The following is a 26369-nucleotide window of genomic DNA, read 5'->3' as shown; positions in this document are numbered from 1 at the left end:
ACGGATCGTCGACAGGCGGTCTCGTTTTGAAGGGTGACCCTCCGGATCAATAGGATCCGCCGATGATCACAAGACAAAGGCTGGCGACAGGGGTGTTCGTCCTGCTCGCCGTCCTGACGGCCGGGATCGCGGTCCCTTCCACGGCAGTCGCCGACGAGATCTCGGCCACCGCGCCCAAGGTCAACCTCCTGCTGGACGTCAGCGGTTCGATGCGGGCCAAGGACATCGACGGCCAGTCCCGCATGTCCGCGGCCAAGCAGGCGTTCAACGAGGTACTGGACGCCACGCCCGAGGAGGTCCAGCTCGGCATCCGCACCCTGGGCGCCGACTACCCGGGCGATGACCGGAAGACGGGCTGCAAGGACACCGCGCAGCTCTATCCGGTGGGGCCGCTGGACCGTACCGAGGCGAAGACGGCGGTGGCGACGCTCGCCCCGACCGGCTGGACCCCGATCGGCCCGGCGCTGCTGAAGGCGGCCGACGACCTGGAGGGCGGCGAGGGCACCAAGCGCATCGTGCTGATCAGCGACGGCGAGGACACCTGCGCCCCGCTCGACCCGTGCGAGGTGGCCCGGGAGATCGCGGCGAAGGGCATCGGCCTGACCATCGACACGCTCGGCCTGGTCCCGAACGCCAAGATGCGGCTCCAGCTGAGCTGTATCGCGGAGGCGACCGGCGGCACGTACACCTCGATCGAGCACGGTGACGAACTCACCGAACGCGTCAATCAGTTGGTCGACCGCGCCGCCGACCCGGTGGTCGTGCCGAAGGCCGTCGAGGGCGCCGAGGCGTGCGCGAAGGCGCCGACGCTCACGTCGGGGCTGTACACCGACCGTGAGGAGTTCGGCCGGCAGCGCTGGTACCGGGTGGACGTGAAACCCGGCCAGGAGCTGCGCGCCTCGGTGAGCGTCGCGGCCGACCGTGACGTCAACCCCGACTACGGGGTGCTGCTGCGCGCGGTGACCACCAAGAACCGCGAGATCGTGCGCGGTGAGGCGGCCGGGAACGGCCGTACGGACGTCATCTCGACCGGTCTGCGCTACCCGAAGGCGGAGACCGAGGACGAGGACGACGCCACGGACGACGCCGAGACCGTGTGTCTGCAGGTGACCCACGCCTACTCACCGGCGGCCGGTGTGAAGACCACGCCCGGTCTGCCGCTCGAAATCACCGTCGACGTCGTCGAAGGCCCCGACCGGGCGGGCGACGTGGCCTCCTTCGGCCTCGGCCGCGGCTGGTGGCTGCTCGGTGTGCTGGTGCTCGCCGGGTTCCTGGCGGGTGTGCTGTGGGGCTGGCTGTCGCGCTGGCGGCTCGCGGTCTGGAGGACCAACTGATGCGGATCACACGTGTGCTGGGCACCGCCCTGCTGATGCTCGGCCTGGCCGTCTCCCCGGCCGTCGCCGACACCACCCCCTCCGCGAGCCCCGCGAAGGACGGTGACGCGCCCACGCAGGCGGGCACCTCCTTCCGTACGGCCACGGAGTTCGAGCAGGGGCAGACCGCGACGGCGAGCGCCTCGACCGGCGACTACCTGTACTGGTCGTTCCCGGCCGACGCCGGCCAACGGCCCACCGTACGGGCGACCGTGAAGCTGCCCGAGGGCGCCGGGTCCGCCTCCACCTGGCAGATCGACGTGTTCGACGGGCTGCGGCGCCGCCAGGCCTGTCAGTACGGTGCGCAGACCCGGACCGCCGGGGCGGGGGCGGCCTCCGTCGAGCTGTCCTGCACCCTGCGCACGGTGCGTGCCTGGTCGGAGCCGTGGGCCGACGATCCGCTGCCGGGCACGTACTACGTCCGCCTCACCACGGTCCGGGTGGCCACGGCCGATCTGGGGCTGCCGGTCGGCACCGAGGTCGGGGTCGAGTCGAAGGACATGGGCGGGGCCGCGGCCGTCGACGGTTCGCTGGCGCGGCCGTTGGTGCCCGGTGTCGCCGTCACCTCCGCGCAGGAGGACGCCGAGGACGACTCCTCCACGGGGGCCGTCCTGTCCTCCCTCGAACCCGACGACGGCTGGTCCTCGGGCTGGTGGAGCGACCGCTGGGTCTGGACGGCGCTGGGCGCCGCGCTGGCCGCGCTGGCGGGTATCGGCGGCTACACCCTGACCCGAGGCACAGGCCGCCCGACCCGGGTACCGCCGCCGGGCGCCTGACCGGTGCCGGCAGGCCCGCCGAACCGTAGGCCACGGTTCGGCGGGCCTTTCCCCACCCCTCGCCCCCGTCGGCGGGTCCGGTGGGGGCCCATCGGTGCCCTCAGGTCGCCGGGCGCCGGCTTTCAGGCCCGCCGGGTCTGGGTTTCAGGAGCGCGGGGAACTGCGCGGGAAGCCCTACCGGAGCCGCGGTCGACGATGAACCTCAGGCGTCCCGCAGCTCCTTCGCCAGCGCCCCCTCCCCCGTCACCTCGACCAAGCCCCGCCGCACAGCCTCACGCAACCCCAGCTCCCCCCGGCCGAGCACACCGCAGGTGCCCGCGTCGAGGGACAGGCGCACGTCCGCCTCCCCCGGCGCGCCCCCCTCCCCGTACACCGGCCCCTCCCCGGCGCCCACCCGCACGTGGAACTCCCCCTCCTCCAGCCGGACTTCGACCAGCCCCGCGCTGCCCCCCTCCAGCGCACGCAGCAACGGCAGCGCGAACCAATGGGCCCGCACGGCGTCGGTGGGCCGGCGCTCCCCGAGCGCGGCCTCCCCCCACACCCCGAGCGCCTGCAGCACCGGCAGCAACTCCCGTCCGCGCGGGGTGAGTTCGTAGACGTAGGCCGCACCCGGCGGCGGCAGCCGGCGGCGCGTGGTCAGCCCGTCCCGCTCCATGTCCTTCAGCCGCGACGCGAGGACGTCCGTGCTGACCCCCGGCAGGTCCGCGTGCAGGTCCGTGTAGCGACGCGGCCCGGCCAGCAATTCCCGCACGATCAGCAGGGTCCAGCGGTCCCCGACGAGGTCGAGCGCCCGCGCGGCGGAGCAGTACTGGTCGTAGCTTCGGCGAGGTGACATGGAACGCAGTCTAGACATGTCGTTGGACTTTCCAAGCGTCTACTTGGTAAAACCAAGCAACACACGAACCGGAAGGCGAGGGCGCATGGAGTTCCGGCAGTCGAGCAAGCTCAGCGAGGTCTGTTACGAGATCCGCGGCCCCGTGATCGAGCACGCCAACGCACTGGAGGAGGCGGGCCACAGCGTCCTGCGCCTCAACACGGGCAACCCCGCCCTCTTCGGTTTCGAGGCGCCGGAGGAGATCCTCCAGGACATGATCCGGATGCTCCCCCGGGCCCACGGGTACACCGACTCGCGCGGCATCCTCTCGGCCCGCCGCGCGGTCGCCCAGCGCTACCAGGACCGCGGCCTCGACGTGGACGTGGACGACGTCTTCCTCGGCAACGGCGTCTCCGAACTGGTCTCCATGGCCGTACAGGCACTGATCGAGGACGGCGACGAGATCCTGATCCCCGCCCCCGACTTCCCGCTGTGGACGGCGGTCACCACCCTCGCCGGCGGCAAGGCGGTCCACTACCTCTGCGACGAGCAGGCCGACTGGTACCCGGACCTCGACGACATGGCGTCGAAGATCACCGACCGCACCCGGGCCGTCGTCATCATCAACCCCAACAACCCCACCGGCGCGGTGTACCCGAAGGAGATCATCGAGGGCATCCTCGACCTCGCCCGCCGCCACGGCCTGATGGTCTTCGCCGACGAGATCTACGACCAGATCCTCTACGACGACGCCGTGCACCACTCGGCCGCCGCGCTCGCCCCCGACCTGGTCGTCCTCACCTTCTGCGGCCTGTCGAAGACCTACCGCGTCGCGGGCTTCCGCTCCGGCTGGCTGGTCGTCACCGGCCCCAGGCAGCACGCCCGCAACTACCTGGAGGGCCTGACGATGCTGGCCTCCATGCGGCTGTGCGCCAACGCGCCCGCCCAGTACGCCATCCAGGCCGCCCTCGGCGGCCGCCAGTCCATCACCGACCTCACCACGCCCGGCGGCCGCCTGTACGAACAGCGCGACGTGGCCTGGGAGAAGCTCAACGAGATCCCCGGCGTCTCCTGCGTGAAGCCCAAGGGCGCCCTCTACGCCTTCCCCCGGCTCGACCCCAAGGTCCACAAGATCCACGACGACGAGAAGTTCGTGCTCGACCTGCTCCTGCGCGAGAAGATCCAGGTCGTCCAGGGCACCGGCTTCAACTGGCCCACCCCCGACCACTTCCGCATCCTCACCCTCCCCCACGCGGACGACCTGGACGCGGCGATCAGCCGGATCGGCCGGTTCCTGAGCGGGTACCGGCAGTAGCGGCCCCTGTCGCCCGCGTCACTCCTCAGCCTTGCGGGCCAGCAGTTGGACCTCCTGGAACTGCCTGCGGTCGGTGGGCTGCGGCTCGCGCACCATCCGGGCGACCTCGGCCAGTCCGGACGTGCGCAGCAACGCGGCGAGGTGATCGGGCCACCACCGGTGGGCGGGCGCGACGGTGTGATCGAAGACCTGCGTGGGGTGGGACGGCCCCTCGCTCGCCGAGAAGCCGATGAGCAGGTGGCCACCGGGCGCCAGCACGCGGTGGAACTCCGCGAGGAGGACGGGGACCTCGTGCGGCGGGGTGTGGATGACGGACCAACGCGACAGTACGCCGCCGAGCGCACCGTCCGGGATGTCCAACGCGGCCATCGAGCCCACCTCGAACCGCAGCCCGGGGTGGGCCTGCCGGGCCAGCTCGACCATCGCCGGCGAGGCGTCCACCCCGAACGCCTCCAGCCCCGACTCGGCGAGATGAGCGGTGACATGGCCGGGCCCGCACCCCAGGTCCGCGACCCGACCGCCCCCGCGCGCCCGCGCGACCTCGGCGAAGGCACCCAGGATCGCGCGGTCCAGGGGACTGTCCCGCAGCGAGTCGCCGAACAGCCGCGCATAGGTCGAGGCGACGGCGTCGTAGGCGTCGCGCGTGGCAGCGAGGACATCGTGGTCGACCATGACCGCGACAGTAGTCGCCCGCTCAGCGGTGCGCCGGAGGAACGTCGGTGAGCTTCGGCCCCGCGTCACGGAGACCGTCGAGCCGCGCACGCGAGGCGTCGGCTCGTCATGGGTAGACCCTTCCCATGACGAGCCGACCCCTGCTCCTCCTCGACGTCGACGGTCCCCTCAATCCCTTCGGCGCCCGGCTGTGGCGTCCCCGTGGCTATGTGACCCGGCGGGTGCATCCCGCGAACTGGTCCTCCCGGCAGAAACCGGGGTCCCGCCGGCTGCGCCGGGGCCTGCGGATTAGGTTGAACCCGGCGCACGGGGAGCGACTGCTCGCGCTGCCCTACGAGTTGGCGTGGGCCACGACCTGGATGCACGAGGCCAACGAGATGATCGGGCCGGTGATCGGGCTGCCGCGCGATCTGCCGGTCATCGAGTTCGGCAACCTCTTCGCCACGGACGCCGACGGGCTGTACTGGAAGACCCGGCGGGTCCTGGAGTGGGCGGCGGGACGGCCGTTCGTCTGGGTCGACGACATGATCACCGACCTCGACGTACGGCACGTGGCCGAGCACCACGGCACACCGGCCCTGCTGCTGCGGATCGATCCGCGCCGGGGGCTGCGCGAGGAGGAGTTCACGGAGCTGGAGCGGTGGGCCCGCGCCCTGGGGGGCGGCCTGGACGGCACCGGTGCGGCGGGCTCGTAGCCTGGGGGCATGGGTGATCTTCTTCTGGTGCGGCACGGCGAGACCGAGTGGTCGGCGTCCGGGCAGCACACCAGCTGGACCGACCTCTCACTGACCGACCACGGCCGCGAGCAGGCGAGCGGTCTCGCCCCGCTGCTCGCCTCGCACCGCGTCGGCACCGTCTTCGTGAGTCCTCTGAAGCGGGCCCGGGAGACCGCGGAGCTGGCCGGGCTCACCGGCGCGCGCGTCGACGCGGATCTCGTCGAGTGGGACTACGGCGGGTACGAGGGCGTCACGACCGTCGAGATCCATCGCACCCGGCCGGAGTGGTTCCTGTTCACGGACGGGGTCGCGCCCGGTCCGCCGGAGCATCCCGGGGAGAGCCCGGAGGAGGTCGGGGCGCGCGCCGACCGGATGCTGGCGAAGGCGCACGCGGCGCTGGCGAACAGCGAGGGGAGCGTGGTGCTCGTGGCGCACGGGCACGTCCTGCGGGTCCTCACGGCCCGCTATCTCGGCCTGCCCGCCTCCGGGGGCGCGCTGTTCCAGCTGGCCACGGGCACGGTCTGCCGCCTCGGCACGGAGCACGGACGCCCGGTCGTCGCGGGCTGGAATGTCAGACCCCCCTCGTAGTCTTCGCGTGGGGTGACCGGAGCGGGCTCGGGTGAGGGAGGGTGCCGTGACACGACCGCCGACCGCCGCGCAGCGGCGGATCATCGACGCCGCCGAGCCGGTGACCGGGCGGCTGACGGGTACGCGGGCGCAGCTCGCCGCGCTGGTGAAGCGGGGGCTGGCCTTCCGGCATCCGCGCCCGCCGCACGACCACTTCCTGACGCCGGCGGGCCACCGGGTACGGGAGACCGCACCGGTCGACGCCGCTCGGGCGGCTCCGGAGGATGCCGCCCCCACCGACAGCGGGGTCTTCGCCGCGCGGGTCGGGGGCGAGGAGGCCGCGGCCGGGGGCCCGGCCCGCGACCGCGAGGTGCACAGCGCGTGGCAGGGGCTCCTGGAGCTGCGCCGGATGACCGATCCGGGCGGCTCCACGGACCGTCCGTGCGGCTGGGAGCGCACGCATCTGGTGCGGGCCGCCGCACTGGCGCTGGAGGCCGCGGGTCACCGGCCGGCGGGCGCGGACCCGGCGAGCGGGGGTTACCGCGTGCGGGCCACCCCCCAGCCGGAGGCCGTCGCCGTGCGGGAGCCGGACACGGCGGCGCTGGGGGCCTGCGCGGCGACGCTGGAGAAGGCCGGTTGGCAGGTGAGCGAGCACACCGATCCGCGCACTCGGGAGCGATATCTGCTGGCCTCACCGAGACGGGCCTGACGGCGGGCCGGGCAAGGGCTGCTGAGCAAGCGCTCAGTAAGGTGGGGCGCGCGTTCCGTTCGCTTCAGCCTCAAGCCTCATAGGGGGAAGTCATGGCCGAGCCGTTCTCCGTTCCGGTGACCGTGCGGGGATACGAGACCGATGTGCAGGGGCACCTGAACCAGAGCGTGTACCTGCAGTACGGCGAGCACGCGCGCTGGTCGCTGCTGCAGGCCGCCGGAATTCGCCAGGCCGACCTGATGGCGAAGGGCGTCGGGCCCGTGGCGCTGGAGACGACCATCAGCTACCGGCGTGAACTGCTGGCCGGCGACGAGGTCGAGGTGAGTTGCGTCTTCGTCTGGGGTGAGGGCAGGACGTTCCGCATCGAGCAGACCGTACGCAGGACGGACGGCACCGTCGCGGCCGAGATCGCCGGCGTGGGCGGCCTGATGGACCTCAAGCTCCGCAAGCTGGTGGCCGACCCGCGGGCGTACTTCCGGGCGCTGGCGAAGGATCCCTCGCTGTTCGGACTGTGAGGACGCACACCGCCGACCGGGCCGCGGGGCGGGGTCGCCCGCGGCCCGGTCGGTGGCCGTCGCGTCCCGGCGTCCGGTCGGCACCGGACGGGATGTGCCGAACGGGATACGTGCCGAGATGTGCCGAACGGGATACGTGCCGGAAGAGATGCGTGCCGGAAGAGACGTGCGCCCGACGGGATGTGTGCCGGAGGGTGTGCGCTCAGCCCAGCGGGTTGAGCAGCTCCGGGTCGTTCTCGAAGGCGAAGAGGAGCAGGTCCGTCATCGTGAACCTGCCCCTGCGGTGTGACGGGAGGCTGGGCCGCCAGCCCGGGTGCTTCACGATCGACCTCCGGCTGCCCTCGATCGCACGGTGGAAGACCTCGGCCACGAGGGTGCCGCCGACGCCGGTGAGCCTGCCGGGGCCGGCCTCGTTCACCTCGGCCTCGCGCAGGACGTAGAACCACAGCGGTGTGTGCTCCACGAGCTGGGCGCGCTCGGTGTCGGTGAGGCCCTCCAGCGCGGCGCCGCCGTTGCCCCGCAGGATCTGGTCCTCCGTCAGCTGCTTGAAACCCATCCGGGCGGCCAGTTGCGGCCCGGTGGCCAGCTCGACCATCGCGGCCCGCGTGAGGTTGCGGAAGGCGAGGTTGCGCTGGATCGGCGGCGGGACCGGGCGGCCACGGCCGTCGAACGTGCCGGTCGGCAGGGTGGACAGCGGGTCGACGAGGAGCGTGTCGAGACGCTTGGCGGTGTTGAACTCGCCCGCGGGCACGACCAGGTCGTCCCGGCCGATCTCACCGAAGTCGAACAGCCGCCGGAAGTCGACGATCCAGTTGCTCGGCAGCCGCAGGTTCTCCCCCGAGTTCGGGTCGTCGAGGTCGCTCAGGTCGGCCGGGCCCGGCGTGAGGTTGCCCGCCGTGCCGCTGAACCGGAACAGCAGCCCGAGCGAGGCGATCGGGCCGGGACCGCCCGCGCGGAACACGCTGTTCCACTGGTAGGCCCCGCGCACCATGCTGTGTCCGAGCCGGTAGGCGGCGACGGAGAACTCGATCGGCATCGTCGGCAGGTCTCCCGGCCGGGTGTAGCCGGGGCGTTCGAAGTGGCGGCGTCCTCGGGTGAAGACGCGCTCGACGATGTCCGGGTCGACGATGCGCGGCAGGAAGTCGGTGCGCAGCACCCACTGGTAGTGCTTCACGACGAGGTCGCGGGCCGCCTGGAACAGCCGGTGCTCGGGCACTCCGCGCTCCGCGAGGAGGTCGACGACGCGGTTGTGGAAGCGGATGAACGCCAGGTGGATCTGGCCGACGGCCAGGTTCTCGTCGTTGCGCGCGTCCGGGATGAGCGCGGCACGCTGGTCCGCGCGGGTGCCGCCGGCCGCCGCACCGGCCCTCGGCAGATCGAAGCCCTCGTGGTCGGTGTTGGACGTCGACTCGGGCGGGAAGCCCACCCCGAGCGTGGTGCCCGTCCGCAGCCGCCCGCCGGACTCGTAGAAGCGGGCGCTGCTGCCGTGGTGCGGGCCCAGGCCGTAGAGCGAGTCGAGGTCGAGGGCGGGGCTGCGGCCCTGCACCAGATCCTCGACCGGGACCGGCTCGCCCAGCCCCACCTGGGTGCGGTCCAGGGTCAGGTCGTGGTCGACGAACTGACCGAGGTAGGTGAAGCCCGCCGGGACCGCCTTGCCGCCGAGGTCCCCCGAGTCGGGGTCGGCGCCGCCCGTGCCCGTGGTCATGGCCTCGGCCAGCTTGGCGCGGAGCGCCTCGTCGAGCTGGACCCCCTTCCCGCCGAACCGGGAGAAGCGGAAGGCCATCTGCTGCTCGGTCGCGCTCAGTACGCGCGCGACCGCCTCCCCCTTCTCGAACTCCAGGATCCGGCCCTCGTCGACGACGTAGTAGGTCTCGCGATGGTGTCGATGCACCATGGGTGTCCCCGTTCTGTCCCCCTGCTCCGCGAACGGTCACAACCGGATCCACCGGTTCTCTCCGTCGGTACCAGCCCCCACCGGACGCGAAGTGATCATTCGGATAAATCCCTGTTTCCCGACAACGTGCCGTCGGCGACGAGGGGTTCCCGAACCAGGAGATCTACGCGTATCAATCTACCCATATCGACGTAGCGTCGGGTCGTCGCACCGGCCCCGAGATCCACGTGCGGCGGAGGGACAAGTGCGGCGGAAGGAGTCGTTCATGCCGGGTTCTCCCCCGTGTGGCCCTGTGTCTGCGCACAAGTGCGGTTTCGGCGGGTATTCCTCCCACGGCATACCCCCACCGCACCCCGGAGACACCATGCCGCTCGCCCGCCGTGCCCTGCTCGCCGCCCTCGCCGCCACTCCCGCGGTCGCCTGTACCCCGGCCCGCGCGATCCCCTCGGACGACACCCCAGGGGCCGACAAGGCGCTGCGTACGGCCTCGGCGGCGGCCCGGCGGCTGCTGCCGGACCACTGGCGCCAGATCACGTTCACGGACACCAGGGAGCTCGACGCGTTCCGCGTGTCGGGGAGCACCGGGCGCATCACCATCGCCGGCGACACACCGGCCACCCAACTCACCGGCCTCAACTGGTACTTGCGGCACATCGCGTACGCCGAGATCAACTGGGCGGGAGAGCAGACGAACCTCCTGCCGCGCGAGCTGCCCGGCCTCGACGGCACGGTCGCCCGGCAGGCCAACGTCATCCACCGCTTCGCCCTGAACGACACCAACGACGGCTACACGGGCGCGTACCTGGACTGGACGTACTGGGAGCGCGAGCTGGACGTGCTGGCACTGCACGGCTACAACGAGGTCCTCGTCTACGCGGGCGCGGACGCGCTGTACCACCGGGTGTTCCAGGAGTTCGGGTACCGGGAGGAGGAGCTGCGGGAGTGGGTGCCGGGCCCGGCCCATCAGCCGTGGTGGCTGCTGCAGAACCTGTCGGCCTTCCCCTCCCCCGTCTCGCGGCAGCTCCTGGACGCGCGGGCCGTCCTCGGGCGCCGGATCGCCGACCGGGTGCGTGAGCTGGGGATGACACCGGTGTTCCCCGGCTACTTCGGGACGGTCCCGGCCGGGTTCGCGGAGCGGGTCCCGGGGGCGCGGACCGTCCCGCAGGGCGAGTGGATGGGTTTCGCGCGCCCCGACTGGCTGGACCCGCGCACGGACGACTTCGCGCGGGTGGCGGCGGCCTTCTACCGGGTGCAGGAGGAGATGTTCGGCCCGTCGTCCCTGTACAAGATGGATCTGCTGCACGAGGGCGGCGACCCGGGTGACGTGCCCGTCGCCGACGCGGCGAAGGGTGTCGAGCGGGCGCTGCGGCGGTCCCGTCCCGGGGCCACGTGGGTGATCCTCGGCTGGCAGCACAACCCGCCGCGCGCGATCGTCGACGCGGTCGACAAACAGCACATGCTCGTCGTCGACGGACTCTCCGACCGCTTCCCCACGGTCACCGACCGCGAGGCGGACTGGGGCGACACCCCTTACGCGTTCGGGTCGATCTGGAACTTCGGCGGGCACACCGCGCTGGGCGCGAACACCCCCGACTGGGCCGCGCTGTACGAGAAGTGGCGCACCAAGGACGGCAGCAGGCTGCACGGGATCGCCCTGATGCCGGAAGCGGCGGACAACAACCCGGCCGCCTTCGCCCTCTTCTCCGAACTCGCCTGGCGAGAGGGCGAGTTGGATCTCAAGACCTGGTTCGCCGAGTGGGCGCACGCTCGGTACGGGGGCCGTGACCCGCATGCCGAGGCGGCCTGGGACATCCTGCGCCGCACCGCGTACGGCACCACGCGCGCCGACTCCTGGAGCGAGGGCGCCGACGGCCTGTTCGGCTCCCGGCCGGCGCTGAACGCCGTACGGGCGGGCCGCTGGTCTCCCAAGCAACTCCGTTACGACGCCGCCGACTTCGAGCCCGCGCTCGGCGAGATGCTGCGGGTGCGGCCGGAGCTGCGGGCGTCCTCCGCGTACCGCCGCGACCTGCTCGACGTGGCCCGTCAGGCCCTGTCCAACCGCAGCCGGGTCATGCTGCCGCAGATCAAGGCCGCGTACGACGCCAAGGACGCCACGCGGCTGGCCGCGGCGAGCCGTGACTGGCTCTCCCTGATGGACCTGCTGGACGAGCTGGTGGCCACCGACTCCCGTCATCTGCTGGGTCGTTGGGTCGCGGACGCCCGCTCCTGGGGTGCGGGCGCGGCCGAGCGGACGGAGCTGGGGTACGACAACCTGTCGCTGCTCACCGTGTGGGGGACGCGGGAGGGCGCGGACGCGGGGCTGCGGGACTACGCCAACCGGGAGTGGGCGGGGCTGGTCGGCGGGCTGTACCGGTTGCGCTGGTCGACGTACTTCGAGGAGCTGCGGGCCGCGCTGGCGGCGGGCCGGGCGCCGAAGAAGATCGACTGGTTCGCCCTGGAGGACCGTTGGGCGCGGAATCCGGGGCCGCTCGCGACCGAGCCGACCGGGGACACGTACGCGGTCGCGACACGCGTCCGGGACCGGCTCACCGCGCTCTCCTGAGCCTCGCGGCGCAGCATGCCCACCTCGATGTCGTGCGAGAACGGGCCGCTCCGGGGCACGCGTGTACGCGCGCCCCGTCAGACGGCTGCCGTGGACCTCTCCGGGTCCACGGCTCCGGCCGAGGGCCGTCCCCCTCGACCGGAGTTCAGCGGGTCACGCCTCGGCGGCGATCCGTGCCAGCCGCCGGGCCTCGTCCCTCGTGGAGCGGGCGATCGCGTCCTCGTCGACGTGCAGCAGGCGGCCGTCCTCCACGATCTGCCTGCCGTTCACGAACGACGCCGTCACCGGGGCGGCCGCGCCGAGGACCAGGGCGGCCACCGGGTCGGCGATCGAGGCGTGGGCCAGGGTGTCCAGCTTCCACAGGACGAGGTCGGCGAGCTTGCCGGGTTCCAGGGAACCGATCTCGCGGGCCCGGCCGAGGACCTGGGCGCCGCCGAAGGTGCCCAGGCGCAGTGCCTGGCGGGCGGTGAGGGCCGCTTCGCGGTGGGTGCCGAGGCGGTTGACCAGCAGCGCGTTGCGCAGCTCGGTGTGGAGTTCGCCGGACTCGTTGGAGGCCGTGCCGTCGACGCCGAGACCGACCGGGACGCCGGCGGCCAGCATGTCCGGGACGCGGGCGATCCCGGCGGCCAGCCGGGCGTTGGACGAGGGACAGTGGGCGACCCCCGTCTTCGTACGGGCGAAGGCGTCGATGTCGGAGTCGTTCATGTGGACGCAGTGGGCCATCCACACGTCCTCGCCGAGCCAGCCCGTCGACTCGAAGTAGTCGGTGGGGCCCATGCCGAACAGCTCGTGGCAGAACTTCTCCTCCTCCACCGTCTCCGAGCCGTGGGTGTGCAGCCGCACCCCGAGGCGGCGGGCCAACTCGGCTCCCTCGCGGAGCAGTTCGGTGGAGACCGAGAAGGGGGAGCAGGGGGCGACGGCGATCTGGGTCATCGCGCCGAAGGAGGCGTCGTGGTGCTGCCGGACGGTCTCCTCGGTGGCGGCGAGCGCGCCCTCCAGGGTCTCGACGGCGAAGTCCGGGGGCAGGCCGCCGTCCTTCTCGCTGCGGTCCATGGAGCCCCGGGCGAGGGTGAAGCGGACGCCGGTCTCGCGCGCGGCCCGGATGATGGAGCCGGACAGGTCGCCGGAGCCCTTGGGGAAGACGTAGTGGTGGTCCATGGCCGTGGTCACACCGCCGCGGGCCATCATGCCCAGCGAGCCCTGGGCCGCCGCGTACGTCATGCGCTCGTCGATGCGGGCCCAGGTCGGGTAGAGCGCGACGAGCCAGTCGAAGAGGTTGTGGTCGGTGGCCAGGCCCCGGGTGATCCACTGGTAGAAGTGGTGGTGCGTGTTGACGAGGCCCGGGGTCACGAGGTGGCCGCTCGCGTCGATCCGGCGTACGACGTCCGGCAGGCCCTCGGGGGCCCGGCCCGCGCCGACCGACTCGATGACGTCGTCCGCCACGACCACATGACCGGACGCGTACTCGGTGTCTCGCGCGTCCACGGTCGCGATCGCCGCGTTCTCGATGACGATGCGCTGGGTTGCTGCCATGGTCCGTCCTTCGGAGGTCTCTTCGGAGGTCACTGCGGAGTCACTGCGGAGGTCGCCTCACAGGTTGGTGAGGTCCGCCGGGATCCTCGCCTCGCACCCGTCCCGCAGGACCGTGGCCTCGATCAGGCCGTAGGGGCGGTCGGCGGCGAAGTACACGGCTCCGTCGGGCGTGTCGTTCTTGAGGCCGAAGGGGGTGAGGTCGACCAGGAAGTGATGCTTGTTGGGCAGGGAGAAGCGGACCTCGTCGATCTCGCTCCGGTTGTCTATGATCCGCGCGCCCATCTGGTAGAGGGTCTGCTGAAGCGAGAGCGAGTAGGTCTGCGCGAACGCCCGGAGCATGTGCTGCCGCACCTGCTCGTAGGACGTCTCCCAGTCAGGCATCTCCCCCGCGTCGTCGGTCCAGTTGAAGCGCCAGCGGCCGGAGACCTCGGTGGCGAGGATGCGGTCGTGCGCCTCGGGCAGGGTCGTGTACTTGTCCTTGACGTAGCCCCAGAACTCGGAGTCGGTGGAGTTCATGACGGTGAGGTCCTTGAGGCCGGCGAGGACCTCCCAGGACGAGCCGTCGTAGGTGATCTGCGCCAGCCGGGTCTCCTGGCCCTTGCGGACGAAGGAGTGCGCGCCCTCGCCGCCGTGCTCGATGCGCTCCCAGGCGTACTCCTCGATGCGTATGCGGGCCCGGTGGATGGCCGGCTGGGAGGTCACGAAGTGCCGGGCCAGGTGGATGCCGAACTGCTCGGCGGACTCGATGCCGTGCTCCTTGGCGAACGCGTACACCGTGTTCTTGGTGGTGTCCGTCGGCAGGACGTTCGCGTTCGAACCCGAGAGATGGACCTCGGCCATGTCGCCGGAGAGCGACACGGACACGTTCAGGTCCTTGATGTGGTGGGTGGCGCCGTCCCGCGTGATCTTGACGACCCGGTTCTCGGCTTTGCCGTACTGGTTCGGTCCCAGGATGGGCATGGGTGCTAGCTCCCTCGGTATACGGAGTAGCCGAACGGGTTGAGCAGCAGCGGTACGTGGTAGTGCTCACCGGGCGTCACCGCGAAGGTGATCACGACCTCGGGGAAGAACACGGCACCGCCGTCCCGGTTCGCGGGGGCGTCCTGCTGCGCATCGGCTTGCTCGTTCACGGTCTGTGCGAGGTACGGCTCGACCTCGAAGAGGAGCCGTACGTGGGTCGTGCCCTCCGGCAGCGCCGGGAGGTCCTTGCAGCGGCCGTCGGCGTCGGTCGCCGAGCCGCCGCGTGCCTGCCAGTCGCCGTCGCGTCCCGTACGGGCGGCGAGGTGGACGGCGACGCCCGCGGCGGGGCGGCCGACGGAGGTGTCCAGGATGTGCGTGGACACCGAGGCGGTCGTGCTGGTGCTCATGACGGGGCTTCCTCTTCCACTTCGACGAGCCGGGCCAGGCGAATGCGGTTGATCCTGCCCAGTTCGGTGCGGACGATCTCGCGTTCCCGCTCCGGCGCGTTGCCGATCCGCTCCTTGAGCGCGTCGCGCATCTGCTCTGCGGTGCGGCCGGTGGCGCAGATCAGGAAGACATGGCCGAACCTCTCCTGGTACGCCAGGTTGAGTTCGAGCATCTCCGCCCGGAGCCGGTCGGAGGCGCCGGCCATACCGCGCTGTTCCCGGGCGGAGGTCGGGTCGCCCGGCTTCGGACGGCCGATCGGCGGGTGCCCGGCCATGGCCTGCGCCAGATCCCCCTCGGTCAGCTCGGCCATGGCGGCGTCACTGGCGGTGAGGAGTTCCTCGACGGTCGTGTACGGGCGGGCGGCGAGGAGTCTGCGGCCCCAGGCCGCCGAGGCGCACACCTCGTGGAGCGCCGCGGTGGCCGCGTGCTCCTCCAGGGCGTTGAAACGGGCGAGGCCCGGTGCCGAAGAACGCGAGATCACGGGTGCCTCCGTTAGCCGTGGTGCTGGACTGGCTACGGCAAGCTAACGCCTCACGACGACATCACGTCAACAGTTTGTTGAAAAATCGCGGTTACAGCGCGGTGCGCAGAGGCGCCCACGAAAGGCCCGCGAGGCGTCCTGAAGCTCTCGGACCCCGGAAGCCCTCAGGCCTCCTTCTCACGGTTGAGGTAGTTGTAGACGGTGAAGCGGCTGACGCCGAGCGCGCTCGCGACAGTCTCCACGCCGTGGCGCACGGAGAAGGCACCGCGCGCCTCCAGGGTCCGTACGACCTCCTGCTTGGCCTTGCGGTCGAGGTCCGCCAGCGGCCGGCCCTTCCGGCGCTCCATCGCGGCGAGGATGTGATCCAGGGACTCGGCGAGCTGCGGCAGGCGTACGGCGACGACGTCGGCGCCCTCCCAGGAGAGGACCACGTCGTCCGGGCCGGCCTCGTCCGGCGGCAGCATGAGCCCACCCATGGCGTCGACCAGCGGCTTGACGGCCGCGACGAAGGGTTCGTCACCGGCGCGGGTCACTCGCCGCTCTCCCCGAGCACGTTGATCTGCAGCGAGATCCGGGTGGCGCCGGACTCCAGGGTCCGGCGCAGCAGGGCGTCCACGGCGGTGAGCACCGCGTCGGCATCCCCCTCCGCCGTGTTGCCGAACGGGCCGACGTCGACCGCGTCCAGTGCGGCCGCCTCGACGACCTCACGGGCCACGAGCGCGTGCGCCGGGGCCTCGTCGAGGTCGAAGGGCTCGGTCGTGAACTCCACTCTCAATCGCACGGGCACAACCTAACGCGCGGCGCCGTTTTCCACCGAGCCCCCTTGACAAGCCTCGAAGACCGACGGCACTCTTCCGTTAGGCAGAAAGAAAGTTCCACTATATGGAAATCAGAGCGGAAGGGAGCGCCGGAAGCCCCATGGGATTCGCGGAGCAGCGCTACAACGTCAACCTGTCGATCCTCTTCACGGAACTCCCGCTCCTGGAGCGCCCCGCGGCGGCCGCCGCGGCCGGCTTCACCGCGGTCGAAATGTGGTGGCCGTGGGTCGACTCCCCGACCCCCGCACCGTCCGAACTGGACTCCCTGCGAGGCGCGTTGCAGGGCGCGGGCGTGCACCTCACCGGGCTGAACTTCTACTCCGGTGTCCTACCGGGCCCGGATCGGGGCGCGCTGTCGGTCCCGGGTGAGGAGTCGGAGAGGTTCCGCGCCAACATCGAGGTGGCCGCGGCCTTCGCCGAGTCGGTCGGCTGCACGGCGCTCAACGCCCTGTACGGCAACCGCGTCGACGGGGTGGATCCGGCCGAGCAGGACGCGCTGGCCCTGCACAACCTGGTGGCGGCGGCCCGCGCGGCCGACCGGATCGGCGCGATCCTGCTGATCGAGGCCCTGAACCGGGTGGAGTCGCCGCGGTATCCGCTGGTGTCGGCCCCGGCCGCCGTCGCTGTCGTCGACCGGGTCAACGAGGCGTCGGGCCTCGGCAACGCGCGCTTCCTGATGGACCTCTACCACCTGTCCATGAACGGCGAGGACCTGCCGCGGGTGATCGCCGAGTACGCCGCGAGGACCGGCCATGTGCAGATCGCCGACAACCCCGGTCGCGGCGCCCCGGGCACCGGCACCGTCCCGCTGGCGGACCTCCTCGACCGGTTGGCCGAGGCCGGTTACGAGGGCCTGGTCGGGCTGGAGTACAAGCCGGGCGACCGCCCGAGCGCCGAGGCCTTCGCATGGCTCCCCCGAGAGGCCCGGGCGGCCCGCTGAGGCCCCCGCCTCAGGAGGCCCGTCCCGCGGTCGCGGCCCCTCCCCGAAGACGCAGCTGAGCAGTCAGAGAGGCACCCTCACCATGAGCAATCTCCCCAAGGTCGCGTGGATAGGTCTCGGCATCATGGGGTCCCCCATGTCGGAGAACCTGATCAAGGCGGGTTACGACGTCACGGGCCACACCCTGGAGCAGGACAAGCTCGACCGGCTGACCGCCGCCGGCGGGACCGCGGCGGCCTCCGTCGCCGAGGCCGTGGGCGACGCCGACGTCGTCATCACGATGGTGCCCGCCTCTGCGCAGGTCGAGGCCATCGCGTACGGCCCCGGCGGCATCCTGGAGAACGCCGGGCCCGGCACGCTGCTGATCGACATGTCGTCCATCACCCCGCGGACCTCCGTCGACCTGGCGAAGGCCGCGCGGGAGAAGGGCATCCGGGTGCTCGACGCCCCGGTGTCCGGCGGCGAGGCGGGCGCGGTCGAGGCCGTGCTGTCCATCATGGTCGGCGGCGAACGGGCCGACTTCACCGAGGCCGAGCCGGTCTTCGAGGCGCTCGGCAGGACCGTCGTGCTGTGCGGTCCGCACGGCGCCGGGCAGACCGTGAAGGCCGCGAACCAGCTGATCGTCGCCGTGAACATCCAGGCGTGCGCCGAGGCCGTGGTCTTCCTGGAGAGGTCGGGCGTGGACCTGGCGGCCGCCCTCGACGTCCTGAACGGCGGGCTCGCGGGCTCGACCGTGTTGACCCGCAAGAAGAACAACTTCCTGAACCGCGACTTCCAGCCGGGCTTCCGCGTCGACCTGCACCACAAGGACCTGGGCATCGTCACCGACGCCGCCCGCGCCGTGGGCGCCGCGCTGCCCGTGGGCGCCGTGGTGACCCAGCTGGTCGCCTCACTGCGCGCCCAGGGCGACGGCGGCCTGGACCACTCGGCCCTGCTGCGGGCCGTGGAGCGCCTCTCCGGCGCCCGCGTCTGAGGCCGGCACCTCCCCGAACTTCCGGTCCGCGGCGGCGCCGACATCTGTCCTGTCGCGCCCAGGCACCGCCGCGGGCCGGAACCACCGTCCGGCCTACGCCGACTTCCTGAGCGGCGTAGGCGCCGCGCCCGGAGGCGCGTACGTCGCCTGACGGTGGGTGAGGGCCTGGCCGAGGCCACGGGGGCGCGCCGAGCTGCGGCGACCGCACGATCCGGCGATCGACTTCCTGCATTCCCGAACGGCGTCCGGTCCCTGATGGTCACCCATCAGCCATCGGACGCACCGCCCGCGACCGTTTCCGACCGACCCGGATGAGGGGTGCGTGTCGGACGCGCGCGGGCAGGGCACGGACCGCGGCGGTGTGCGCGCCAGTGCGGTGGCGAAGGCTCCGGTTCCGCGTCTCGACGTGAGGGACGCGGAACCGGCGCCGACGCATCCGCCGCGGTCCGGGCCCGGCACGGCGAGCGTCGGCGCACCGGCCCCGGGGGGAGCCGACGAGGACCGGTACCGCGCAGGCGGTGCCGGCCCTCGTCGGCTCCCGGCAGGTGGTCGACGGCCCGCGCCCGCGCCGACAGCGGTTCTGTCCGGCGGCCCGATCACGGCCGGCGCCGTCGCCCTCGTGCCTACGCAAGCGTGCGTAGGCCGTCTACGGAACCCTCAAATCAACCTCTGAACCCGTGCGTGGGGGCTTCAACTACCGGTGATGCAGGGCACATTCTCGTCACAGGAGGCCCGTCGGCACGGGGGCGGCGGGCCTCCACGGGGGAAGCCTCCACGGGGGAACGCGGAGGCACGGGGAAAACGCACGGGGGACCACGGGGGAAACGGGGGCCCGGGGAAAACGCACGGGGGACCACGGGGGAAACGGGGGCCCGGGGATCGGGGGAGACCCGGGGTGGCAGGGGGAGGCCCTGCGGCGGTACGACGAAGCGGCTCGCGTCCAGCGGGGTCGCGCCGCCGCAGGGCCTCCCCTCGTCGCGCTTCACGTCGCCGTCCGCTCGCGCCCACGCACCGCCGAAGGGGGCGGCTCGCCCCTCGGACGGCCGCCCCCCAGCCGCGTACGACCTCTCAGACCCGCAACGACCCGATCGACGTGGGCGCGTGGCCCGGCTCCGTCGCGATCTCCTCGAACTCCGTCACGTCGCCGATGTCGTTGGTCGTGGACATCGCGATGTCGGTGACGCGCTCCAGGATCACCTCGACGACGACCGGCACCCGGTACCGGGCCGCGAGCTTCTTCGCCTCTTCGAGGGCGGCGCCCAGCTCGGCCGGGTCGGTCACCCGGATCGCCTTGCAGCCGAGCCCCTCGGCGACCTTCACGTGGTCGACGCCGTAGACGCCCAGCTCGGGCGAGTTGACGTTCTCGAACTCCAGGTTGACCTGGAAGTCGATGTCGAAGGCGCGCTGGGCCTGGCGGATGAGGCCCAGGTAGGCGTTGTTGACCAGGACGTGAATGTACGGGATGCGATGCTGTGCCCCGACCGCCAGCTCCTCGATCATGAACTGGAAGTCGTAGTCGCCGGACAGGGCGACCACGGACGCCTCCGGGTCGGCCTTCGCCACGCCGAGCGCGGCCGGGACCGTCCAGCCGAGCGGGCCCGCCTGGCCGCAGTTGATCCAGTGGCGCGGACGGTGGACGTGCAGCATCTGGGCGCCGGCGATCTGGGAGAGGCCGATGGTGGAGACGTACCGGGTCTCGGGGCCGAACGCCCTGTTCATCTCCTCGTACACGCGCTGCGGCTTGATCGGGATGTCGTCGAAGTGCGTACGGCGCTGGAGGCGGGCCTTGCGGTCCTGCGCGTCGGCCGCCCACGCGGAGCGGTCCGGCAGAAGGCCGTCCGCCTGCGACTCCCGTGCCACCGTGACGAACAGCTCCAGCGCGGCCCGGGCGTCGGAGGCGATGCCGTAGTCGGGGGCGAAGATCCGGCCGATCTGGGTGGGCTCGATGTCGACGTGAACGAACCTCCGTCCGGCCGTGTAGACGTCCAGCTTGCCGGTGTGCCGGTTGGCCCAGCGGTTGCCGATGCCGAGGACGAAGTCGGACTCCAGGAAGGTCGCGTTGCCGTAGCGGTGCGAGGTCTGCAGACCGACCATGCCGGCGTTCAGCTCGTGGTCGTCGGGCAGGACGCCCCAGCCCATGAGCGTGGGCACCACCGGAACGCCCGTCAACTCGGCGAACTCCACGAGGAGTTCGGACGCGTCGGCATTGATGACACCGCCGCCGGCGACGATCAGCGGCCGCTGCGACGCGTTCAGCAGCCCGATCGCCTTCTCGATCTGGGCACGGGTGGCGACCGGCTTGTAGACCGGCAGCGGCGCGTAGGTGTCGGGGTCGAACTCGATCTCGGTGAGCTGGACGTCGATCGGCAGGTCGACGAGGACCGGCCCCGGACGGCCCGAGCGCATCAGGTGGAAGGCCTGCTGGAACACTCCGGGGACCTGCGCGGCCTCCAGCACGGTCACGGCCATCTTGGTGACCGGCCCGGCGATGGAGGCGATGTCGACCGCCTGGAAGTCCTCCTTGTGGATCACGGCCGTGGGCGCCTGGCCCGTGACGCAGAGGATCGGGACGGAGTCGCCGGTGGCCGAGTAGAGGCCGGTGATCATGTCGGTCCCGGCGGGCCCGGAGGTGCCGAGGCACACGCCGATGTTGCCGGGACGGGTGCGGGTGTAACCCTCGGCCATGTGCGACGCGCCTTCGACGTGCCGGGCCAGGGTGTGCTGGATCCCGCCGGCGGCCTTCAGGGCCGCGTAGAAGGGGTTGATCGCCGCGCCGGGGACACCGAACGCGTCACGGACACCCTCGCGCTTGAGGATCTCGACTGCCGCGCGGGCAGCGGTCATACGAGCCATGTGCTCACTCCTGCTTCAGCTGCCGGACCCACTCCCGTCGCGCCCCGCGGTGAGCACTTCCGTTATTCCGTCAGTGACCTTTCCATCATTATTTCGCAATGCGGAAAAGCTTTTCTGCTATCTGGAATCAGATTAGGAGGGGCGGCAGGGAGCGTCAAGGGCGCGGGCAGCGCCGATCCACCGGTGCGTCTCGGGGTGTTTGCCTGCCGGAGCCGCCCCGGCTGGAGGACGATGAGGAGGCGTTCTCGGTGCGGCTCGGGTGGTGGGGTGGGGATCATGAGCGAGAGCATGGCGGTGCGGTGCCCGGACTGCGGGCGGGAACACCGGTACGCCCCGCCTGCCTACCCCTGCGCGTGCGGCACCCCGGTCGCCCCGCCCCTGAACCGCCGCGCCACCCCCACCTCCGTCACCCACCACACCTGGGACGAGGACTGGGTCACCGTCCGCTGCGGAGGCTGCGGCCGCGCCGGTGAGTGGCCCCATCCGGAGCTGGGCTGCGCCTGCGGGACCGTGCTGCGCGTGCCCGTGTCCGGCACCCTGCCCGCGCCGAGCCCGGGCGGCGCCCTCGGCACCGCCGGAGAGCCCGCCGGTCCCCGGGCGGCCTTCCGGCCCTTCACCATCCGCACGGACCGCGACGCGGTCACCGCCGTCGCCCTCTATCTGCGCTGGCTGGGCTACCGGGACATCCGGCGCGCCGACCGGCGCCAGCCGTCCGGGATAGGCCTGGCCGCGCGGGGCGTCCTGGCCCAGGTGGACCCGTCGGTCCGCCCGGCCTCGCGGCGCGATGTCGAGTGCCTGTGGCTGACCGCCATGACGGAGTCCACCGGCTGCCTCTACTTCTCCCTCGCCGGGTACGGCGAGGACGTCCGCGACCGCGCCGACGGCCTGGGCGTCTGCCTGTTCGTCCTGGACCTCACGGGCACCCCGCAGCCCGTGAACGGCGCGGCGACGGAGCTGGTCGCCCTGGGTGCGGGGGCCTGAGGCGGCGCTCGCGCGCGGCGGCTATCCGGCGGCGTACCGCTCCCGCAACTCGATCTTCCGCACCTTCCCCGACACCGTCATCGGGAAGGAGTCCAGGACACGGAGCGCGCTCGGGATCTTGTAGTGCGCCAACTGCCCGTCGCAGTAGGCCCGTAGCTCCTCCAGGGTGAGCGGTTCGGCGCCCTCGTGCGGGATGACGCAAGCCAGCACCTCCTCGCCGTACCGCTCGTGCGGCACCCCCACCACCTGGACGTCGGCGATCTTCGGGTGGCCGTACAGGAACTCCTCGATCTCGCGCGGGTAGATGTTCTCGCCACCCCGGATGATCATGTCCTTGATCCGTCCGACGATCTCGACGTATCCGTCCTCGCGCATGGTCGCCAGGTCGCCGGTGTGCATCCACCGGCCGGGGTCGACGGCCTCGGCGGTCTTCTCCGGTTCCTCCCAGTAGCCGAGCATCACGCTGTAGCCGCGGGTGCACAACTCCCCTGCGGTGCCGCGTGGTCGCGTCACCCCGGTCACCGGGTCGACGACCTTCACCTCGATGTGCGGCAGGACGCGGCCGACGGTGGCGGTGCGGTGTTCCAGGTCGTCGTCGCGCCGGGTCTGGGTGGACACGGGCGAGGTCTCGGTCATGCCGTAGCAGATCGAGACCTCCCTCATGTGCATCTCGGTGACCACCCGCTTCATCACCTCCACCGGGCAGGGCGAGCCCGCCATGATGCCGGTGCGCAGGGAGGAGAGGTCGTACGCGCCGAAGTCGGGGAGGTTCAGCTCCGCGATGAACATGGTCGGTACGCCGTACAGGGAGGTGCAGCGCTCGCGCTGGACGGCCTCCAGGGTGGCCCTCGCGTCGAAGGACGGGGCCGGGATGACGACGCAGGCGCCGTGCGAGGTGGCCGCGAGGTTGCCCATCACCATGCCGAAGCAGTGGTAGAAGGGCACGGGCACACAGATCCGGTCCCGCTCGGTGTAGGCGAGCGACTCCCCCACGAAGTAGCCGTTGTTGAGGATGTTGTGGTGGGAGAGGGTCGCCCCCTTGGGGAAGCCGGTGGTGCCGGAGGTGTACTGGATGTTGATGGGGTCGTCGCAGGACAGGTCCTCGAACGGCACCGGTGTCCCGCGCGCGATCAGCGCGTCCCAGCTCGGGTCCCCGAAGTAGACGGTCTCCCGCAGCCTCGGACAGCGGGTGCGCACTTCCTCGACCATCGCCCGGTAGTCGCTCGCCTTGTGGCTGAGCGAGGCGAAGAGCAGGGACACGCCCGCCTGTTCGAGGACGTACTCGACCTCGTGGGTGCGGTAGGCCGGGTTGATGTTCACCATGATCGCGCCGATGCGGGCGGTGGCGTACTGGACGAGCACCCACTCCGGACAGTTGACGGCCCAGATGCCGACCCGGTCGCCCTTGTCGACGCCGCTCGCGCGCAGCGCGTACGCCAGCGCGTCGACGTCGGCGGCGAACCGGGCGTACGTCCAGCGGCGACCGGAGGGCAGGTCGACGAGCATCTCGCGGTCGGGCCAGGCCTCGACCGCGCGGTCGAGGTTGACGCCGATGGTGTCGCCGAGCAGGGCGGTGCCACCGGTGCCGTGGGTGTAGGACAGCTCGCCGCTCACCGGAAGTCCTCCTCGCGGTACTCCGCGTCCGAGCCCGCGGCCGTGGCCTCGCGCAGCTGGATACGGCGGATCTTGCCGGACACGGTCTTCGGCAGGTCGCCGAACTCCAGGCGGCGGAGCCGCTTGTAGGGGGCGAGGACGGTCCGGGAGTGCTCGAACAGCACCTTCGCGGTGTCCGGGCCCGGCTCCCAGCCTGCCGCCAGCACGATGTACGCCTTCGGCACGGCGAGGCGCAGCTCGTCCGGCGCCGGCACGACGGCCGCCTCGGCGACCGCGTCGTGCTCCAGCAGGGCGCTCTCCAGCTCGAAGGGGCTGATCTTGTAGTCGCTGGCCTTGAACACGTCGTCCGCGCGCCCCACGTAGGTGATGTAGCCGTCCTCGTCGCGGGAGCCGATGTCACCGGTGCGGTAGAAGCCGCCGGCCATCGCCTCCGCCGTACGGTCCGGGTCGCCGTGGTAACCGGTCATGACACCGACCGGGCGGTTGGAGAGGTCGAGGGCGATCTCTCCCTCGTCGGCGCCGGGGGCGCCCGAGACGGGGTCGAGGAGGACGACCTCGAAGCCGGGGCCGGGCCGGCCCATCGAGCCGGTCTTGACTTCCTGGCCGGGGCTGTTGGAGACCTGGACGGCGGTCTCGGTCTGGCCGAAGCCGTCGCGGATGTCCACGCCCCAGGCGCGGCGCACCTGCTCGATCACCTCGGGGTTGAGGGGTTCGCCGGCGGCGACGACCTCCCGGGGCGGGGTCCTCAGCTGGGTGAGGTCGGCCTGGATCAGCATCCGCCACACGGTCGGCGGGGCGCAGAAGGTGGTGACGCCGGCGCGGTCCATCTCCGACAGCAGCCGGCCCGCGTCGAAGCGGGTGTAGTTGTGGATGAACACCGTCGCCTCCGCGTTCCAGGGGGCGAAGAGGTTGGACCAGGCGTGCTTGGCCCAGCCGGGCGAGGAGATGTTCAGATGCACGTCGCCGGGCTTGAGGCCGATCCAGTACATGGTCGCCAAGTGGCCCACGGGGTACGACACATGGGTGTGCTCGACCAGCTTGGGCCGGGCGGTCGTGCCCGAGGTGAAGTACAGCATCAGCGGGTCGGAGGCGTTGGTCGGCCCGTTCGGCTCGAACCGGGCGGGGGCCGCGTACGCCTCCTCGTACGGCCGCCAGCCGTCCACCGTGCCGCCGACCGTCGTACGGGTGTAACGGCCGGGCACGTCCGCGAACTTGGGGGCGTCCTCGGCCCGTACGATCACGTGCCTGACCCGGCCGCGCTCCACCCGGTCGCGCAGGTCGGCGGGGCCGAGCAGCGGGGTGGCGGGGATGACGACGGCCCGCAGCTTCATCGCGGCGAGGGCCGTCTCCCACAACTCCGCCTGGTTGCCGAGCATGACGAGGATACGGTCGTCGGCGCGGACGCCCCGGTCCCGCAGCCGGTTGGCGACCCGGGACGAGCGCTCGGACATCTCGGCGAAGGAGACCACGGTCTCGGTGCCGTCCTCCTCGACGATGTGCAGCGCCGCGCGGTCGTTCCCGCGTGCGATCACGTCGAACCAGTCGAGCGCCCAGTTGAAGTACTCGGGGCGTGGCCAGGTGAAGCCCTCGTAGGCCGTGGCGTAGTCCTCACGATGGGCCAGCAGGAAGTCCCGGGCCGCCCGGAACTCGTCCGTGGCGCTCGTCCTCGCCGACATGTGTCCTCCTCATTGCCGGACCGTTGCCTGACATCGTGTAATGCGTGATACACGTCTCACCACCCCCGAACGGGGGTGCGCCGCGCGGAAGGGGTGAGTTCGTGGCAACCGATCCCTCGTATCCCCTCGGGACGGTCTGGCCGGAAAAGGCGGACCTGCGGAGCGCCCTGCGCATCCTGCGGCGGTCCACCGGGCTGCCCCTCGCCTTCGCCGGGCTGGTCGAGCCCGGCCCCGGGCAATTGCGCATCAGCGAACTCCAGGGCCACCGGACGACCGCGCTCAGCGGTCTCGCCGTGCACGCGGGCAACGGCCTCGGCGGCAGGACGGTGGCCCTGGCCCGCCCCTGCTGGGTGACCGACTACTCACTGTCACGCCAGATCAGTCACGAGTACGACGCCGCGGTCGCCGCCGAGGGCATCCGCTCCGTCCTCGCGGTCCCCGTCGTCGTACGGCGTCAGGTGCGCGGGGTGCTGTACGGCGCCCTGCGCGCGGCGCAGCCGCTGGGCGACCGCACGGTGGGTGCCGCGCTGGACGCGGCGCGGGACCTGGAGCAGGCGCTGGTGGTGCGGGACGAGGCACGGAACCTGCTGGTCACGGCCCGGACGACCGTCGAGCACGGAGACTCGGCCGGGGCGTGGGAGGAGGTCCGGGAGGCGCACGGAGCGCTGCGCGCGCTGGCCCCGCGCATCGACGATCCGGCGCTGCGGGCGGAGCTGCTGCGGGTGTGCGGACGGCTCGCGGGCGCGTCCCCCTCCGGCGAGGTCACAGGCGATCGGGCCGTGCCCGCCCCGGGCGGCGGTGAGCGGACCGCCCTCACCGCGCGTGAGGTGGATGTGCTGGCCTGTGTGGCGATGGGCGCGACGAACGCGGTCGCGGCGCGGCGGCTGGGACTGCGTCCGGAGACCGTGAAGGCGTATCTGCGGTCGGCCATGCGGAAGCTCGGGGCGCACACCCGTCTGGAGGCGGTGGTGGCCGCCCGGCGGGCGGGGCAGCTGCCGTAGAACTCCGTCCCCGGCGGCCCGGCGGGCCCTCGTCGGGCGTGGTCCCGCGCCGAGACGGGGGTGTTGCGAAGCCCGGCTTTCATGTAACGGGCAGGTGAAATTCCCTGTGCCGTACCCTTCCTGTTATTTCCCACACCGGGTCTACGTTCCGAAATTCAATGACCGGATGCCTAATATT

Annotated in this window: 24 protein-coding genes; 12 read left to right on the top strand and 12 right to left on the bottom strand. The window is 71.8% G+C overall.

The features are described from left to right. The first annotated feature begins 62 nt into the window (after window positions 1–62). Window positions 63–1334 (top strand): VWA domain-containing protein, encoded by a 1272-nt coding sequence (locus tag STRBO_RS0111940; protein WP_028796606.1) that lies wholly within the window; start codon window positions 63–65, stop codon window positions 1332–1334. Then, window positions 1334–2149 (top strand): hypothetical protein, encoded by an 816-nt coding sequence (locus STRBO_RS0111935; protein ID WP_020114240.1) that lies wholly within the window; start codon window positions 1334–1336, stop codon window positions 2147–2149. Before STRBO_RS0111940 ends, STRBO_RS0111935 begins: the two co-directional genes overlap by 1 nt. A 202-nt stretch (window positions 2150–2351) precedes the next feature. Here STRBO_RS0111935 and STRBO_RS0111930 read toward each other — a convergent pair whose 3' ends face one another. Continuing rightward, window positions 2352–2984 carry a winged helix-turn-helix transcriptional regulator gene (locus STRBO_RS0111930; RefSeq protein ID WP_005482187.1) on the bottom strand — a complete coding sequence of 211 codons (633 nt, stop codon included), beginning with the start codon at window positions 2982–2984 and terminating at the stop codon, window positions 2352–2354. An 85-nt stretch (window positions 2985–3069) separates the two neighbouring features. Between STRBO_RS0111930 and STRBO_RS0111925 the strand changes: the two genes are divergently transcribed. Further along, window positions 3070–4278 carry a pyridoxal phosphate-dependent aminotransferase gene (locus STRBO_RS0111925; RefSeq protein WP_005482185.1) on the top strand — a complete coding sequence of 403 codons (1209 nt, stop codon included), beginning with the start codon at window positions 3070–3072 and terminating at the stop codon, window positions 4276–4278. Between the two features lie 18 nt (window positions 4279–4296). Here STRBO_RS0111925 and STRBO_RS0111920 read toward each other — a convergent pair whose 3' ends face one another. Continuing rightward, window positions 4297–4950, bottom strand: a complete 654-nt coding sequence (locus STRBO_RS0111920) for a class I SAM-dependent methyltransferase (protein ID WP_005482183.1) — start codon at window positions 4948–4950, stop codon at window positions 4297–4299. 125 nt (window positions 4951–5075) lie between these two features. Between STRBO_RS0111920 and STRBO_RS0111915 the strand changes: the two genes are divergently transcribed. The 4 genes from STRBO_RS0111915 (at window position 5076) to STRBO_RS0111900 (ending at window position 7457) form a co-directional block, all read left to right on the top strand. Further along, complete coding sequence (locus STRBO_RS0111915; protein ID WP_020114239.1) at window positions 5076–5645, top strand: HAD domain-containing protein; 570 nt, start codon at window positions 5076–5078, stop codon at window positions 5643–5645. A gap of 9 nt (window positions 5646–5654) precedes the next feature. Beyond that, entirely contained in the window at window positions 5655–6254 is a 600-nt protein-coding gene (locus STRBO_RS0111910; protein ID WP_005482179.1) for a histidine phosphatase family protein, read from the top strand. A gap of 46 nt (window positions 6255–6300) precedes the next feature. After that, window positions 6301–6942 (top strand): hypothetical protein, encoded by a 642-nt coding sequence (locus tag STRBO_RS0111905; RefSeq protein ID WP_005482178.1) that lies wholly within the window; start codon window positions 6301–6303, stop codon window positions 6940–6942. 92 nt (window positions 6943–7034) lie between these two features. Then, window positions 7035–7457 (top strand): acyl-CoA thioesterase, encoded by a 423-nt coding sequence (locus tag STRBO_RS0111900; RefSeq protein WP_005482177.1) that lies wholly within the window; start codon window positions 7035–7037, stop codon window positions 7455–7457. A 202-nt stretch (window positions 7458–7659) separates the two neighbouring features. Here STRBO_RS0111900 and STRBO_RS0111895 read toward each other — a convergent pair whose 3' ends face one another. Continuing rightward, entirely contained in the window at window positions 7660–9351 is a 1692-nt protein-coding gene (locus STRBO_RS0111895; protein WP_005482176.1) for a peroxidase family protein, read from the bottom strand. A gap of 364 nt (window positions 9352–9715) precedes the next feature. On the opposite strand from STRBO_RS0111895, the gene STRBO_RS0111890 reads away from it, so the two are divergent. Further along, on the top strand, window positions 9716–11914 hold the full coding sequence (locus STRBO_RS0111890) for an alpha-N-acetylglucosaminidase (RefSeq protein ID WP_005482174.1): 2199 nt from the start codon (window positions 9716–9718) through the stop codon (window positions 11912–11914). A 153-nt stretch (window positions 11915–12067) separates the two neighbouring features. On the opposite strand, the gene STRBO_RS0111885 is transcribed toward STRBO_RS0111890, so the two are convergent. The 6 genes from STRBO_RS0111885 to STRBO_RS0111860 form a co-directional block, all read right to left on the bottom strand. Then, on the bottom strand, window positions 12068–13447 hold the full coding sequence (locus STRBO_RS0111885; RefSeq protein ID WP_020114238.1) for an 8-oxoguanine deaminase: 1380 nt from the start codon (window positions 13445–13447) through the stop codon (window positions 12068–12070). A 57-nt stretch (window positions 13448–13504) separates the two neighbouring features. Then, a complete protein-coding gene (pucL, locus tag STRBO_RS0111880) occupies window positions 13505–14407 on the bottom strand; it encodes a factor-independent urate hydroxylase (RefSeq protein WP_005482172.1) in 903 nt (300 codons plus the stop codon). Window positions 14408–14412: 5 nt separating this feature from the next. Further along, complete coding sequence (uraH, locus tag STRBO_RS0111875; protein WP_005482171.1) at window positions 14413–14814, bottom strand: hydroxyisourate hydrolase; 402 nt, start codon at window positions 14812–14814, stop codon at window positions 14413–14415. After that, complete coding sequence (gene uraD / locus STRBO_RS0111870) at window positions 14811–15335, bottom strand: 2-oxo-4-hydroxy-4-carboxy-5-ureidoimidazoline decarboxylase (protein WP_005482169.1); 525 nt, start codon at window positions 15333–15335, stop codon at window positions 14811–14813. The genes uraH and uraD overlap by 4 nt, the downstream gene beginning before the upstream one ends. Before the next feature lie 164 nt (window positions 15336–15499). Then, window positions 15500–15868 carry a helix-turn-helix domain-containing protein gene (locus tag STRBO_RS0111865; RefSeq protein ID WP_005482167.1) on the bottom strand — a complete coding sequence of 123 codons (369 nt, stop codon included), beginning with the start codon at window positions 15866–15868 and terminating at the stop codon, window positions 15500–15502. Continuing rightward, window positions 15865–16116, bottom strand: a complete 252-nt coding sequence (locus tag STRBO_RS0111860; RefSeq protein ID WP_078531519.1) for a YkoF family thiamine-binding protein — start codon at window positions 16114–16116, stop codon at window positions 15865–15867. The genes STRBO_RS0111865 and STRBO_RS0111860 overlap by 4 nt, the downstream gene beginning before the upstream one ends. 137 nt (window positions 16117–16253) lie before the next feature. Here STRBO_RS0111860 and STRBO_RS0111855 point away from each other — a divergent pair, with 137 nt between their 5' ends. Beyond that, a complete protein-coding gene (locus tag STRBO_RS0111855) occupies window positions 16254–17093 on the top strand; it encodes a TIM barrel protein (protein WP_005482164.1) in 840 nt (279 codons plus the stop codon). 82 nt (window positions 17094–17175) lie between these two features. Continuing rightward, a complete protein-coding gene (locus STRBO_RS0111850) occupies window positions 17176–18066 on the top strand; it encodes a 2-hydroxy-3-oxopropionate reductase (protein WP_005482163.1) in 891 nt (296 codons plus the stop codon). A gap of 1068 nt (window positions 18067–19134) precedes the next feature. Here the strand turns inward: STRBO_RS0111850 and gcl are convergent. After that, a complete protein-coding gene (gene gcl, locus STRBO_RS0111845; RefSeq protein WP_028796604.1) occupies window positions 19135–20919 on the bottom strand; it encodes a glyoxylate carboligase in 1785 nt (594 codons plus the stop codon). A gap of 267 nt (window positions 20920–21186) precedes the next feature. Here gcl and STRBO_RS0111840 point away from each other — a divergent pair, with 267 nt between their 5' ends. Beyond that, window positions 21187–21900 carry a hypothetical protein gene (locus STRBO_RS0111840; RefSeq protein WP_005482160.1) on the top strand — a complete coding sequence of 238 codons (714 nt, stop codon included), beginning with the start codon at window positions 21187–21189 and terminating at the stop codon, window positions 21898–21900. Window positions 21901–21921: 21 nt separating this feature from the next. Here STRBO_RS0111840 and STRBO_RS0111835 read toward each other — a convergent pair whose 3' ends face one another. Next, entirely contained in the window at window positions 21922–23514 is a 1593-nt protein-coding gene (locus STRBO_RS0111835; RefSeq protein ID WP_005482159.1) for an AMP-binding protein, read from the bottom strand. Then, window positions 23511–25190 carry an AMP-binding protein gene (locus STRBO_RS0111830; RefSeq protein WP_005482158.1) on the bottom strand — a complete coding sequence of 560 codons (1680 nt, stop codon included), beginning with the start codon at window positions 25188–25190 and terminating at the stop codon, window positions 23511–23513. The genes STRBO_RS0111835 and STRBO_RS0111830 overlap by 4 nt, the downstream gene beginning before the upstream one ends. A gap of 101 nt (window positions 25191–25291) precedes the next feature. On the opposite strand from STRBO_RS0111830, the gene STRBO_RS0111825 reads away from it, so the two are divergent. After that, window positions 25292–26191, top strand: a complete 900-nt coding sequence (locus STRBO_RS0111825; protein WP_005482157.1) for a helix-turn-helix transcriptional regulator — start codon at window positions 25292–25294, stop codon at window positions 26189–26191. Window positions 26192–26369 lie beyond the last annotated feature (178 nt).

This window comes from Streptomyces bottropensis ATCC 25435 (genome assembly GCF_000383595.1).
Taxonomy (GTDB): Bacteria; Actinomycetota; Actinomycetes; order Streptomycetales; family Streptomycetaceae; genus Streptomyces; species Streptomyces bottropensis.
Note: the sequence above shows the minus strand (reverse complement) of the source record. Positions and strands in the feature narration are given on the sequence as shown.